General features: G+C 70.1%; 13 protein-coding genes. 10 read left to right on the top strand and 3 right to left on the bottom strand.

Annotated elements, in window-relative coordinates:
- Positions 1-117 precede the first annotated feature (117 nt).
- Positions 118-483: a DUF6479 family protein gene (locus ACIRPU_RS07765; protein ID WP_385570626.1), complete on the bottom strand. Its 366-nt coding sequence runs from the start codon at positions 481-483 to the stop codon at positions 118-120.
- A gap of 146 nt (positions 484-629) precedes the next feature.
- Between ACIRPU_RS07765 and ACIRPU_RS07770 the strand changes: the two genes are divergently transcribed.
- Positions 630-1,022: a ferredoxin gene (locus ACIRPU_RS07770; RefSeq protein ID WP_355708312.1), complete on the top strand. Its 393-nt coding sequence runs from the start codon at positions 630-632 to the stop codon at positions 1,020-1,022.
- A gap of 168 nt (positions 1,023-1,190) precedes the next feature.
- Entirely contained in the window at positions 1,191-2,369 is a 1,179-nt protein-coding gene (locus ACIRPU_RS07775; protein WP_403863050.1) for an acyl-CoA dehydrogenase family protein, read from the top strand.
- A gap of 343 nt (positions 2,370-2,712) precedes the next feature.
- On the opposite strand, the gene ACIRPU_RS07780 is transcribed toward ACIRPU_RS07775, so the two are convergent.
- Positions 2,713-4,011: a cytochrome P450 gene (locus ACIRPU_RS07780; RefSeq protein ID WP_403863052.1), complete on the bottom strand. Its 1,299-nt coding sequence runs from the start codon at positions 4,009-4,011 to the stop codon at positions 2,713-2,715.
- 21 nt (positions 4,012-4,032) lie between these two features.
- Positions 4,033-5,388, bottom strand: coding sequence for a glutamine synthetase family protein (locus tag ACIRPU_RS07785; protein ID WP_403863055.1), 1,356 nt, complete (start codon positions 5,386-5,388; stop codon positions 4,033-4,035).
- 365 nt (positions 5,389-5,753) lie between these two features.
- On the opposite strand from ACIRPU_RS07785, the gene ACIRPU_RS07790 reads away from it, so the two are divergent.
- The 8 genes from ACIRPU_RS07790 (at position 5,754) to ACIRPU_RS07825 (ending at position 13,702) form a co-directional block, all read left to right on the top strand.
- Positions 5,754-5,942, top strand: a complete 189-nt coding sequence (locus ACIRPU_RS07790; protein ID WP_037898529.1) for a ferredoxin — start codon at positions 5,754-5,756, stop codon at positions 5,940-5,942.
- A 5-nt stretch (positions 5,943-5,947) separates the two neighbouring features.
- Entirely contained in the window at positions 5,948-7,162 is a 1,215-nt protein-coding gene (locus tag ACIRPU_RS07795) for an NAD(P)/FAD-dependent oxidoreductase (RefSeq protein WP_403863058.1), read from the top strand.
- 12 nt (positions 7,163-7,174) lie between these two features.
- Positions 7,175-7,981 carry an acetoacetate decarboxylase family protein gene (locus ACIRPU_RS07800; protein WP_403863061.1) on the top strand — a complete coding sequence of 269 codons (807 nt, stop codon included), beginning with the start codon at positions 7,175-7,177 and terminating at the stop codon, positions 7,979-7,981.
- Between the two features lie 35 nt (positions 7,982-8,016).
- Positions 8,017-9,480: an aldehyde dehydrogenase gene (locus ACIRPU_RS07805; protein ID WP_403863063.1), complete on the top strand. Its 1,464-nt coding sequence runs from the start codon at positions 8,017-8,019 to the stop codon at positions 9,478-9,480.
- Positions 9,473-10,408, top strand: coding sequence for a 3,4-dihydroxyphenylacetate 2,3-dioxygenase (locus ACIRPU_RS07810; protein WP_403863066.1), 936 nt, complete (start codon positions 9,473-9,475; stop codon positions 10,406-10,408). Before ACIRPU_RS07805 ends, ACIRPU_RS07810 begins: the two co-directional genes overlap by 8 nt.
- 12 nt (positions 10,409-10,420) lie before the next feature.
- Positions 10,421-11,266: a fumarylacetoacetate hydrolase family protein gene (locus ACIRPU_RS07815; protein ID WP_403863069.1), complete on the top strand. Its 846-nt coding sequence runs from the start codon at positions 10,421-10,423 to the stop codon at positions 11,264-11,266.
- A 131-nt stretch (positions 11,267-11,397) separates the two neighbouring features.
- Positions 11,398-12,033, top strand: coding sequence for a TetR/AcrR family transcriptional regulator (locus ACIRPU_RS07820; protein WP_403863072.1), 636 nt, complete (start codon positions 11,398-11,400; stop codon positions 12,031-12,033).
- A 211-nt stretch (positions 12,034-12,244) separates the two neighbouring features.
- A complete protein-coding gene (locus ACIRPU_RS07825) occupies positions 12,245-13,702 on the top strand; it encodes an APC family permease (protein ID WP_403863075.1) in 1,458 nt (485 codons plus the stop codon).
- Positions 13,703-14,117 lie beyond the last annotated feature (415 nt).

Raw genomic sequence — 14,117 nt, forward strand, 5'->3', positions numbered from 1 at the left:
GGGCCGCGGGGGGGGGGCGGGGGGGGGGGGGGGCCCGGGGGGGGGGGGGCCCGGGGGGGGGGGCCCCCCCCCCCGGGCCCCCCCCCCCCCGCTCGACTCCTCCCGTGGGGCCTTGCGTCAGTGGGAGCCGAGGCCGCCCCCGCCGAACGAGCCACTGCTGCCGCGGCTCCAGCGCGGCCGTGTCTTGTCCCCGCTCGACCGGGTCTGCATGTTGGTCAGCTCGTACGGCGTGAGAGGACGGCCGCCCTCCGGCATCCGGGGCACCTCGTCGGGTTCCCGGTTCTCGCGTATCTCGTGCACCGCGCCGTCCGGCGGGAGGTGCGGCTGCTCGTCGGGGCGCGGCCTGGCCGGCTCGCGCGACTTCACTCGCGTGCCCAGCCAGAAGCTGCCGCCCAGCACGGCCAGCAGGGCCAGCCCGACCACGAACATCACGAGGCTGAGCAGGCCGCTCGCGGCGGCCAGCTGAACGCTTGCGTTAGTCATATCAGGCGAATACCCACCAAAAGGGGCATGAACCCGCCATTCCGCCTCTGTGGCTCTCCGTCGGCAACCCCTCGCGCACGGTGGTCGGTACCGCCGCCGGGCCGCTCCAGGGGTTTCGCCCCGCCTCGCCCGGCTACCCGTCAGGGGTGACTTCGACGACATCTCAGACGTACCAGACATCGCAACAGGAGCTCTTCCGATTCCTGGAGGACCGCTTCGCCTGCGCCCAGGCGTGCACGGAGTGTGCGCGGGCCAGTGCGCTGCGCGCGAGCCTCGTGGAGCCGGACGGGACCGACGAGCAGGCGCTGCTGCGCCGCAAGGGCATCATGTGCGCGGAGGTGTGCGACGCGACCTGTCGCGTGCTGTCCGAGGACAACCGCCTGGACGAGGCCGGCATCCGCGCCCAACTGGAGTGGTGCCGGACCGTCTGCCTGGAGACCGCCCACGTCTTCGACAAACACCCGGGAGCCGAGGAAGGCGCCGCCGCCTGCCGCGCCTGCGCCGCGGCCTGCACGGAGTTCATAGGAACGCTCGCCTGAGACGTGAGACCTGAGGCAGGAGACCCGAGGACTGAGACCTGATGGCTGAGCGGCCCCGGGGCCTGAGGCCTGCGGCCCGAGGGAAAAGAGCCCCCGCCATTCCCAATTTCTGAAACACGTTCTACCGTGTGCGCCGTCAGGACCGGCCTTGGGGAGCCAGGAGGCGCCGTGCACCTCGACCACACGCCCGAGCAGCTACGGCTGCGCACCGAACTGCGTGCCTACTTCGCCGAGTTGGTGCCGCACAACGCCTACGCCCGGCACATCGACCCGGTCGCCGCGAAGCGCTTCTACCGCAGGACGATCCGCCGGCTCGGCACGGACGGCTGGCTCGGCGTCGGCTGGCCCGAGGAGTACGGCGGTCGCGGCCTCACCCCGATCGAACAGTTCGTCTTCTTCGACGAGGCCGCCCAGGCGGGCGTGCCGCTGCCCCTGATGGCGCTCAACACGGTCGGACCGACGATCATGCGGTACGGCACCGACGAGCAGAAGGCGTACTTCCTGCCGAAGATCCTCGCTGGTGAGATCGACTTCGCGATCGGCTACAGCGAACCGGACGCGGGCACCGACCTCGCCGCGCTGAAGACGCGCGCGGTGCGCGACGGCGACACCTACGTCGTCAACGGGCAGAAGATCTGGACGACCAACGGCGACACCGCCGACTGGGTGTGGCTCGCGGTGCGCACCGACCCCGAGGCCCCGCCGCACAAGGGCATCACCATGCTCCTCGTGCCGACCAGCGACCCCGGATACTCCTGCACCGTGATCCGCACCCTCGCCTCCCACGACACCACCGCGAGCTACTACGAGAACGTGCGCGTGCCCGTCTCCCGACGCGTCGGCGCCGAGAACCAGGGCTGGCGGCTGATCACCAACCAGCTCAACCACGAGCGGGTGACCCTCGCCGCGCACGGCACCATGGCGATCCGCGCCCTGCACGACGTGCAGCGCTGGGCCACGGAGACCAAGCTCGCCGACGGCCGCCGGGTCATCGACCTGCCCTGGGTGCGTCGGCGGCTCGCCCAGACCCATGTGAAACTCGACGCGCTCAAGCTCCTCAACTGGCAGATGGTCGGCGCCCTCCAGAACGGCACCCTCACCCCGCAGGACGCCTCCGCCGTCAAGGTCTACGGCTCGGAGGCCCGCCGGGACGCCTACGCCTGGCTGATGGAGGTCGTCGCCGCCCCCGGCGCACTCCAGGAGGGCTCGGCGGGCGCCGTGCTGCACGGCGAGCTCGAACGCGGCTACCGCTCCGCCGTGATCTTCACCTTCGGCGGCGGCAACAACGAGATCCAGCGGGAGATCATCTCGTGGATCGGCCTGGGGATGCCGCGGGTACGGCGTTAGCCTGCTGTGACGAGGATTTTTAGTTGGCACGAAAGAGGGATAGTGGCGTTCGATCGGTCCCGGGGATACGGGATCCCGAGGTTCATGCCGCTGTCGCTGGTGATCGGTGGCTGCTGCCAGGCGAGGCTCATCTGTGCGCCGGCTTCCGCGCGCCGTGGCCACGAGGCTTGCGTAGGGGCCCGCGACGGTCGTGGCCTCGATCTGGAGCCACGCCTGGTGGAAGGCCATTCGTGCCGGCAGGCTGCTGACCTCGTCGGTGAGCTGTTGCCGTGCGGCGGACGAGGACTCCGGTCGGCGCCGTATGCGGTACGGCATTTGGTGTGACCGTGCCCTGTACAGGCGGTCAGGCGAGGGTGACCTCGACCGGGAGCTTCTTGATGCCGTTGACGAAGTTGGAGCGGACCCGGGGGACGTCGCCGGCGAGGCGGATGCCGGCCAGGCGCGGGATCAGTTCCTCGAACATGATGCGGATCTCGGTGCGGGCGAGCAGGTTGCCCAGGCACAGGTGGGGGCCGCCCTTGCCGAAGGTGAGGTGGTCGTTGTCCTGGCGGGTGACGTCGAAGTCGTACGGGTTGCCGAAGACCTCTTCGTCGCGGTTGCCGGAGGCGTACCACATGACGACCTTGTCGCCCTCCTTCACCTGCTTGCCGCCGAGTTCGACGTCGCGTGTCGCGGTGCGGCGGAAGTGGTAGACGGGCGTGGCCCAGCGCAGGAACTCCTCGACGGCGACCGGGATGAGAGCGGGGTCTTCCTGGAGCCTGGTCAGCTGCTCGGGGTGCTGGATGAGGGCCAGCATGGAGTGCGAGATGGTGTGCCGGGTGGTCTCGTTGCCGGCCACGACCAGCAGCAGGAAGTAGTTGTCGAAGTCCTGCGCGGAGAGCGGGACGCCGTCGCGCGGGGTCTGGTTGACGAGTCTGGAGACCAGGTCGGTGCCGGTGCCGCCCCGCCGCTGGCGGACCAGCTCCCGTCCGTACTCGAAGACCTCCAGCGAGGCCGGGCTACGGAAGGGCAGATCCTTGTACTGCTCGCTCTCCTCGCTGTGGAGGAGGACATCGGCGTAGTCGGGGTCCGTGTTGCCCATGATCCGGTTGCCCCAGTCGATGAGCTGCTGGTTGTCCTCCGGGGGGACGTCGAGGAGCCGGGCGAGGACGTTGATGGGGAAGTCGGCGGCGACGTCGGCGACGAAGTCGAACGTGCCCTTGGCGAGGGCCGTGTCCAGCGTCCTGGCGGTCAGGCCGCGCAGGAAGTCGGCGTACTCGTTGATGACGCCCTGGCCGAACTGACGCTGCAGCAGGCTGCGCATCGCTCGGTGGCGTACGCCGTCCAGTTCCAGGATGGAGGCGCGCTTCTTGATCTGGTCGTCGTCGAGTTCTTCGAGGTTGGCGAACTTGGTGGAGGTGAAGGTCTGCGGGGCGCGTCCCACGCGGGCGATGTCCTCGTGCCGGGTGACGGCCCAGAAGCCGTGGTTGGGCTCGGGCTCCGGCTGCCAGTGGACCGGGTCCTGGTGGCGCAGGGTGTGGAACATGCGCCAGGGGGTGACGCCGTCGAGGAACTTGTCGTTGTCGGCGAGGTCGACCTCGTCCAGCGGCATCGGGTCGTCGGGCGCGTGGCGGGTGTCGGTGGTGTTCAGGGTGCTCGTCATGGTGTGCTCCTGGCGGGGTGCTCAGAGGTGGTAGGAATACTCGGCGAACTCCCAGTCGGTGACGTGCCGTTGGAAGCGTTCGGCCTCGTCGCGCTTGTAGGCGAGGAAGGACGCGGTGAAGTCCTTGCCCAGCAGTTCGACGAGCGCTTCGTCGGCTTCGAGGGCGTCGAGCGCGGCGGTCAGGTTCATTGGCAGGACCTGGGACTTCTCCAGGTCGTAGCCGTAGCCCTCCAGCGGCGCGGGCGGCTCCTTGCCCTCCTGGACGCCGAGCAGGGCGGCGGCGGTGAGCGCGGCGATCGCGAGATACGGGTTGGCGCCGGCGTCTCCGAGCCGTAGCTCCAGGCGGGCGCCGGAGCCGCGCTCGGGCGGGATGCGGACCATGGCGCTTCGGTTGTCCAGGCCCCAGTTGATCAGCCAGGGCGCGAGGGTGTCGGGCCCGAAGCGCTTGTACGAGTTGACGGTCGGGTTGAGCAGCGTGGCGAGCGCCGGGGCGTGGGTGAGGAGGCCGGCTATGGCGTGCCGGGCGTTGCCGGAGAGACCGAAGGCGCCGGCCGGGTCATCGAAGACGTTGCGGTCGTCGGCGTCGACGCAGGAGAAGTGCAGGTGGAAGCCGGAGCCGCCCGAATCGTTGAAGGGCTTGGCCATGAAGGTGGCCAACTTGCCTTCCGTACGCGCCAGTTCCTTGACAGCGGCCTTGAAGCGGAACGCCCGGTCGGCGGCGTCCAGGGCGTCGGAGTGGGTCAGGTTGATCTCGTACTGGCCGCCGTCGAACTCGTGGTTGCCGGTGATGACGCCGATACCGAGGTCGCGCAGCTGCCGCAGGGTACGCAGCAGGTGGTTGTCGGGATCGGCACGCAGGCCGGCAGTGTAGACGGACCCGGTGACGGCGGGGCTGCGCCGCCAGCCGTTCGGCGCGGTGGCGTCCTCTTCGAGGAGGAAGTACTCCAGCTCCGGTCCGACGACCGGGCTCAGGCCCGCGTCCGTGCATCGGGCCAGCACCGAGCGCAGCAGATCGCGCGGCGACTCCGCGGCCGGGTCGCCGGTCGCCGGGTCGGTCGTGTCACCGAGACACCACGCGACGCCGGGCTCCCAGGGCACGCGCGCGAGGGTGCTCAGGTCCGGTCGCACGGAGATGTCGGGCAGGCCGGCATCGATGCCGCCCTGGATCGCGACGACGTCGCCGCGCGGGGTGGTGTGGTAGACGGCGCGGCAGAAGGCCAGGCCGTGCTCGCAGGCCGACGGTAGGTGGTCGAGCAGCACGTCGCGGGCGCGGTCGGTGCCGATGAGGTCGGGGTAGGTCACCCGGACCACGTCGATGCCCTCGGCGGCGAGCCGGTCCTGGTGCCGGCGGACGGATGGGGTGTCGTGAGCGCTCACCGATGTCTCCTCGGCGGATTCGGGGCACCTCTCGGGCGTCGAGCCCGGGGGGAGGGTGGCGGAGCGAAGACTGGTCGGGGTGCCGGGCGATGCCGCGGTCGTGAAGCTCCGGTCAATCATTTGAAGCCAAACGGTATGGAGGTGTCCACCTTCCCGCAAGGGGGCGCGCCAAAGAATTTATCCATCCGGATAGGTATTGACCAGAGCGCGGCGGCTTCCTATGTTGTTTGAAGCCAAACGAGTCAGGGGTTCGGCTTCCCGTACCCCTGTGGCTGGGGGCCCGGCCACAGGCCGGGCCCTTCCATCCCGCCCCTGCCCCGCTCTCCCGCCCGCTCCGGCGCACCCACCTTCCAGGAGGACCGGCCATGAAGGTCGTCGTCGACATGAACAAGTGCAAGGACCACGGACAGTGCGTCTTCGCGGCCCCCGACGTCTTCCAGCTGGACGACAACGGACGGCTGGCCTACGTCAGCGACCCGGACGACACCCTGCGCGACGAGGTCGAGGAGGCCGCGGACGTCTGTCCGCTGCAGGCCATCCGGATCGAGGACTGAGCGGCATGACGACGCAGCGCATCCTCGTCGCCGGGGCCTCCATGGGCGGCCTGCGCGCGGCCGAACAACTCCGCGGCGCCGGGTGGACCGGCGCGATCACCGTGATCGGTGACGAGCCCCACATGCCGTACAACCGGCCGCCTCTCTCCAAGGAAGCGCTGGCCGGAAAGGCGTCGTTCGAGTCCCTGGCCTTCACTCCCAAGGCGAGCGCGGCCGACGTGGAGTGGCGGCTCGGTACGAGCGTCACGAGCGCCCGTCTCGCCGAGCGGGTCGTCGTGCTCGACAGCGGCGAGGAGCTGCCTTTCGACGGACTGGTCGTCGCCACGGGTATGCGTCCCCGGCGCCTGCGCTGCGAGGGCCCCGCGGTCGGCCGTCACACCGTACGGACTTTCGGTGACGCTCAGGCCCTGCGGGCGGAGCTGGTCCGGCCGGGCGCCCGGGTCGTCGTCATCGGTGCCGGGTTCATCGGCTGCGAGGTGGCCGCCACCGCCGTCGGTCTCGGCGTCACGGACGTCACCGTGGTCGACCCGTTGCCGCTGCCCATGGTCGGACCGCTCGGCGAGCTGCCGGCCCGCGCCCTGCTGGGGCGGCACGAGGAACGCGGCGTGCGCTTCGCTCTCGGTGCGGGCGTCGCCGGTTTCGAGGGCGAGGAGCATGTCACCGGTGTCGTACTGAGCGACGGGACGGTGCTTCCGGCCGATGTGGTCGTGGAGTCGGTCGGCTCCGTCGCCAACACCGAGTGGCTCGACGGCAACGGTCTCGACCTGACCGACGGCGTGCTCACGGACGAGCAGCTGCGGGTCGGCGGACTGCCGTACGTCGTCGCGGTCGGCGACGTCGCCCGCTTCCCCAACGCCCGCTACGACGGCGTACCGCGCCGGGTCGAGCACTGGTCGATCCCCAGCGACACGGCGAAGCATGCGGCCAAGGCGCTGGTGGCTCATCTCGCGGGTGCGGAAGCCGGCTTGGCGCCGTTCGCGCCGCTGCCCACCTTCTGGAGCGACCAGCACGACTTCCGGCTGCAGTCCTTCGGTTCCCCCGTGCTCGGCCTCGCCGACATCCGTGTCCTGGACGGCGATCCGGGCGGCGACATGCTCGTCGGCTACCACACCGAGGGCGGGCAGCTCGTCGGCGTCGTCGCCCTCGGCGGCCACGCCGTCGCCACCCGCGCCGCCCGCTACCGCGCCCAGCTGCTCAAGCAGCCCGCCCTCACCGCGTAAGGAACCAACGTCATGGCCAGCGTCCGTGGTTACTTCCACCCCAAGACGGCGACCGGTTCGTCGTCCCTGATCCCCTCGCCCCCCTGGCACTACTCCGGCGACCTGCTCACGATCGAGTACCGCACCGATCCCGCACGTGTACGGGAGTTGCTGCCCGCACCGCTGGAACTCGCCGAGGAGGACCCGGGCGCGGTCGCGCTGATCTGGGCCGACTGGCAGTCCTGTTCCGGTACGAAGGAGGAGCTGCTGGACCCGGTGCGCGCCCAGTACAAGGAGGCCTTCGCCGTCGTCCGCTGCTCGTACCAGGGGCGGACGTACTCGCGCTGCGTGTACATCTGGGTGGACAAGGACTTCGCGATCGCCCGCGGGCTGCACCAGGGCTACCCGAAGAAGCTCGGTTCGATCCACCAGACGCGCCCGCACCCCTACGGTCCGGCCCCGCGCATCGAGGCCGGGGCCCGCTTCGGCGCGACCCTCGCCGCAGCCGACCGACGCCTGGCCCAGACGGTGGTGACCCTGCGCCAGCCGTCCGAGACCAACGGCTTCGTCAACGGCCACCCGATGGCCCACCACCGTTGGCTGCCTTCCATCGAGAACGGCAAGGGCCTCGCGCTCGACGAGTTGATCGAGACCTGCGCCGCGTCCTTCGAGGCCGGACAGCCGTGGGTCGGCGACGCGGAACTGGAGCTGTTCGAGGCGCCGACCGAGGAGCTGGCCCGGCTGGAGATCCGGGAGCCGATCGCCGCGTACTACCGGCAGGTGGGCGTCGTCTGGGACGGCGGCCGACTGCTGGAATCCGGCACCTCCGAGGCCGAGTAACCCCCCTTACGCATCAGAAGACCTGGAGACCGGACATGACCGAGCACATCACCACGGTGGCCGGGGTCGCCGTCGACACCCGGCACTGGATCGGCGGCGAACGCGTGGCGTCCGTCGAGACGTTCACCGACGTGTCGCCGATCGACGGAAGCACCCTCGGGGAGATCTCCCGGGGCACGGCGACGGAGGCCGCGGCCTCCGTCGCCGCCGCTCGCGCCGCCTTTCCCACCTGGGCCGCCACATCGCGCGCCGAGCGCGCCCGCATCCTGCACGCCATCGCCGACGGAGTCGAGAAGCGCATCGAGGACCTCGCCAATGTCGAGACGCTCGACAACGGCGCCCTCCTGCGTTCGCACCGCCGCGGTGTGATGCCGCGCGTGGCGCACAACTTCCGCTTCTTCGCCGACTGGCTGCTGAAGCTGGAGCACGAGGACTTCGACACCCGCGGCCACACCAACCACGTGAGTTGGGACCCGGCGGGCCCGTGCGTGCTGATCACGCCGTGGAACGCGCCGCTGATGCTGGCCACCTGGAAGGTCGCCCCGGCGCTGGCCGCCGGGAACACCGTGATCCTCAAGCCCGCCGAGTGGTCCCCGCTCACTGCTTCGCTGCTCGCCGACATCGCGGCAGAGGCAGGGCTGCCGGCCGGTGTCCTCAACGTCGTGCAGGGATACGGCGACGAGGTCGGCAACCCCCTTGTCTCGCACCCGGACGTCCGCCGGATCAGCTTCACCGGTTCCGTGCCCACCGCCCAGCACATCGCCCGCGCGGCCGCCGCAAACCTCACCCCCCTCAGCCTCGAACTCGGCGGCAAGTCACCGCTGTTGGTCTTCGCCGACGCGGATCTCGACCTCGCCGTGGACCTGGCGGTGGAACAGTACGACAACGCCGGACAGGTATGCCTGGCCGCGACCCGCATCCTTGTCGAGGAGACGGTCTCGGACGAGTTCACCCGCCGGTTCGTGGAAAAGGCGAGCCGGCTCAGGCAGGGTGACCCGCGTGACGAGGGCACCGACCTCGGCCCCACCATCCACCCGCGCCAGCTGGAGAAGATCGACGGCTTCGTGCGCCGCGCGCTCGACGACGGGGCTCGCGCGGTCATCGGCGGCAAGCCCAAGGACGGTCTGTACTACGAGCCGACCCTCCTCACCGACGTCGCCCAGGACTCGGAGATCGTTCAGGAGGAGGTCTTCGGGCCTGTCCTGACGCTCCAGACCTTCGGCGACGAGGACGAGGCCGTGCGCCGCGCCAACGACACCCGCTTCGGTCTGGCCGCCACCCTCGTCACCGGCGACCACGAGCGCGCCGAGCGGGTCACCGCGCGGCTCGTCGCGGGCACGGTCTGGGTCAACTGCTTCTTCGTACGCGACCTCCAGGCTCCCTTCGGCGGCTCCCGCCACTCGGGCGTCGGCCGGGAGGGCGGCACATGGAGCTTCGACTTCTACTGCGACGTCAAGAACACCGTCACCGCGCCGAACGGATGGCAAGACCATGGGTGAAATCGTCGGGGCGGGTCTGCTCGCCCACGTCCCCACCATCGTGCTGCCGGAGGGGGACCGGCTCGAGCTGAACCAGGGCAAGGAGATCACCCTCGTCACCGGCTTGCGCCAGCTCCGCGAGGACGTCTTCGACAGTGACGACTACGACACCGTCGTGGTGCTGGACTCGCACTGGGCCACCACCGTCGAGTTCGTCGTCACCGCCCAGCAGCGCAGAGCCGGACTGTTCACTTCCGAGGAACTGCCGCGCGGCATGTGCCGGATGCCGTACGACTTCCCGGGTGATCCCGAACTGGCCCACAACATCGCCCGGTTCGCCGACAAGCACGGCACCTGGGTCACCGCGATCGACGACGAGTACCTGCCGATCTACTACGCCACCATCAACCTGTGGAAGTTCCTCGGCGAGGGGCTGCCCGACAAGCGATGGGTGACCATCGGCGTCTGCCAGACCGGTGACATGGAGGACCACCTGCGGCTCGGCCGCGCCCTGGCGGACGGTATCGCCGCCACCCCTGGCCGCCGCGTGCTGGTGATCGCATCCGGAGCGCTGTCGCACACCTTCTGGCCGCTGCGCGAGCTTCGCGACCACGAGTCGAGCGACCCCGGCCACATCTTCACGCCCGAGGCCCGCGAGGCCGACTACGAGCGCATCGCCTGGTTCAAGGAGGGCCGCCACGACAAGGTCCTCGACACCATGGACGAGTTCTGGAAGTACAAGCCCGAGGCCCGCTTCTACCACTACCTGATGATGGCCGGTGCCCTCGGCGAGCAGGCATGCGTCGCCAAGGCCCGTCAGTACGGCGAGTACGAGAACTCCATCGGCACCGGCCAGGCCCACCTCTGGTTCGACCGCCCGGCCGAGGGCTGGACCGGCACCGGCGCGCCCGCGTCCGCCTCCCCGCGCACCCCGCACAGCCGCTCCTAGAAAGGCCCCGCCATGCCCGAATACCGCCGTGTCCTCCTCGACGGAGCCGCCGTCGAGACCGTCCGTGACGGTGACGAACTCGTCGCCGGGGACGGCCGCCGGGTCAAGATCGAGGACGCCCAGCACCTGCCGCCGGTCGTGCCGTCCAAGGTCGTCGCCGTTCACCTCAACCACCGCAGCCGGGTCGACGAGTTCCAGATACAGCTGACCCCGACGCCGACCTACTTCCACAAGCCGACCTCGGCCCTCAACTCCCACAAGGGCGCCGTCGTCCGCCCAGAGGGCTGCAAGTGGCTCAACTACGAGGGCGAGGTGGCGATCGTCATCGGCCGGACCGCGCGCAACATCTCACCTGCCGAGGCGGGTGAGTACATCGCCGGCTACACCGTCGCCAACGACTACGGCCTGCACGACTTCCGCGACACCGACGCCGGTTCGATGCTGCGGGTGAAGGGCTCCGACACCCTGTGTCCGCTCGGACCGGGCCTGGTCACCGACTGGGACTTCCACGGCAAGTACCTGCGCACGTACGTCAACGGCGAGCTCGTACAGGACGGTTCGACGGATGAGATGGAGTGGGACATGCACTACCTCGTCGCCGACATCGCCCGCACCATCACCCTCTACCCCGGGGATGTACTGCTCTCCGGCACCCCGGCCAACTCCCGCCCTGTCCAGCCCGGTGACGTCGTCGAGGTAGAGGTCGAGGGCCTGGGGCGGCTCACCAACCACATTGTCACCGGCCCCACCTCGATCCGTACGGACGTCGGGGCCCAGCCCACCGAATCGGAAGAGGTCCTGTCCACCGCGCTCGGCGGCGACTGGGAGTTCCGCGGTATCCGGGCCCCCAAGCGCTGATGCCCCCCCCCGCGGACGGAACCGCACCGGGGCTGCCGCGCCGCGCCCGGTGCCGTGCTTCGCCTGCCGGTGCCGGGCGGCCGGGCGCGGACGACGCCGCCGTACGCGTACGGGCCGGTAGGGTCGCACCCATGACCGAAGCCGCCGGGACCCCTGAGGGCCGCAGGCCGCGCAAGCGGGTGAACTACGGGCAGGGCCGGGAGGCCCTGCTCAACGCGGCCGTGCGGGTGGTGGCCCGGGGCGGTCTGCGCAAGCTCACCTATCGCGCGGTGGCGGAGGAGGCAGGGGTCACCCACGGTCTGGTCGTCCACCACTTCGGCTCCCGCGACGCGCTGATCGAGGAGGCGCTCGCCCATACCGTACGCACCAGCCTGAGCGTCAGCGCGGTCGAGCCGGGGACCGGCAAGGTGTCGGACTTCTCCGCCGGAGTGTCCGAGATGGTCACGGCCGACCCCGACACCCAGGTCTTCCAGTACGAGCTGCTGCTCGAATCCCGGCGCAGGCCGGAGCTGCTGCCGCTGATTCGCGGGCTGTACGACGAGTACTTCGACGCCACCGAGCGCGAGCTGTCCCGGATACTCCCCGAGGGCGCGAACCGTGCGATGACGCGGCTGGTGTTCGCCGCCCTGGATGGTCTCGTCCTGCACCAGCTCGTCCTGGGCGGCGGACCCGAGGTCACCGACGCGGCCATCGAGGAGCTCCGCTCCCTGCTGCGGTTGCTGGACGCCGACGCAGACGGCGAGAGTGCGGGCGACAGCGGCGACTGACTCGCCGACCTGCCTGTTGTGAGGCCCCGGGCGCTTGGCGCCCGGGGCCTCGTTCGGCGCGGATGTCACCTCGGTCACGGCCTCGCAACATGCGATGCGGCGGCCTAAAAATCACCACACACCCCCTTGTCATCTGGATAGTTTCAGCCCACTATGAGGAAACTCGTTTGGCTCGAAACGAAACCTCTCCCCTTCCAGGCAGGTGATCCGCGTGGACAGTCAGACGGTCGAACCACCACAGACCGTGCAGAGCCCCTCCGCTGCAGGCCGGCTCAAGCCCAACTCCCTCGGTGTTCTGGGAATCCTCTTCTTCGTCCTCTCCGCGCAGGCGCCGCTGACCGGTATAGCCGGTGCCGTGCCCATCGCCGTCGCCATCGGCAACGGCGCGGGCGCGCCCGCCGCGTATGCCGCGGTCGGCGCCGTCATCCTGCTGTTCTCCGTCGGCTTCGTCGCCATGGGGCGTCATGTCGTGGACGCGGGCGCCTTCTACACCTACGTCGGCAAGGGGCTCGGTCGCCCCATCGGCTCCGGGAGCGCAGGCGTCGCGCTGTTCGCCTACTGTGCGGTCCAGGCCGCCATGTACGGCCTGTACGGCTTCATCGTCAGCGGCCTGGTCGCGCAGTACACGGGGCTGAACGCGCCGTGGTGGGTCTGGGTCCTGGTCACCATGGTGATCGTCCAGATCCTCGGCGCCGCCGGGATCGAGATGGGCGCCAAGATCCTCGCCGTCTTCGTGCTGGCCGAGTTCAGCATCCTGTTCGTCTTCGCCCTGGTGACCTTCTTCAAGGGCGGCGGTCCCGAGGGGCTGGGCTTCGCCCACAGCTTCTCGCCCCATGCTGCCCTGCAGGGGGCGCCGGGTGTGGCGCTGATGTTCGCTGTGGCGTCGATGTTCGGCTTCGAGGCCACCGCGATCTACGGCGAGGAGGCACGGGAGCCCCGCAGGACCGTCCCCCGGGCCACGTACCTGTCCGTCGTGGTCGTCACCGTCTTCTTCGCCTTCACCTCGTGGATGCTGGTCTCCGCCCATGGCGCCTCGAACGCCACCGCGGCCGCCGGGAAGGCACTGGAGAGCGGCGACGCCACGTCCTGGGTCTTCGCACCTATCACCGCGCAGTTCGGCGGCTGGGTGGGCGACGCGCTGCCGATCCTGCTGGCCACCTCCCTCTTCGCCGGCGTCCTCGCCTTCCACAACTCCGCGAACCGCTACCTGTTCTCGCTCGGCCGCGACGGCCTGCTGCCGCACGGGCTGACCGCGATCAACCGACGCCACTCGCCCTGGGCGGCGGGCGGCGTGCAGACCGTGATCTCGCTCGCGCTGGTCATCCCCTTCGCGCTGCTGGGCAAGGACCCGGTGCTGAGCCTCTTCTCCTGGTTCAGCGGGGTCGCCGTGCTGGGAGTCATGCTTCTGTACTTCCTGACCTCCGTCTCGGTGGTCGTCTTCTTCCGCCGGGAACGGCTGGACACGCGGCCCTGGAACACCCTGATCGCCCCCGTCCTGGGCGCGCTCGGCATCGTCGGTGCCATCTGGCTGATCCTGGCCAACTTCACCACCCTCATCGGCGGGGACCAGGACACGGCGACGTGGCTGGAGCTCACCGTCCCGGCGGTCCTGGTCCTGGGCGTCATCGCCGCGCGACTGACTCGTGGCAGGGCGATGGCCGACGTCTGAGCCTGCCCCGCGGTGTGGCCGGCCCGGTCCTCGTCCTCCCCCTCGGGCCCGGACCGGCCACGCCGACCTCTCCGGGCGGGGGAGGGCTTGCCCTGAGTCCGGGGTGCGTGAAGAAGCCCTCAGCCGGCCGCTACGCCAGGTGGCCGACGTGCCGGCCGTACGCACCGCTCCGCGCCGCCGAGGCAGTCGCGCGTCATAGCCCTGGTGATCTCCGGATCCGCATCCCCAGAAAGCGCCCCACCTGGAACGCCGGCCGATCTCCGGGCGCGATGACGCATTGACCGATCCACCGAGCGCGGTGGTCGGCCCCCGGCCGCCGAAGCAGACACCAAGCACCGGTACGCCGAGGTGGTGATCCATGCGCAGGGGCGCGAGTTCGCCCGTGCATGTCCATAACCCGTTGACCGTACGACCG

Source organism: Streptomyces sp. NPDC102259, assembly GCF_044766465.1.
Taxonomy (GTDB): Bacteria; Actinomycetota; Actinomycetes; order Streptomycetales; family Streptomycetaceae; genus Streptomyces.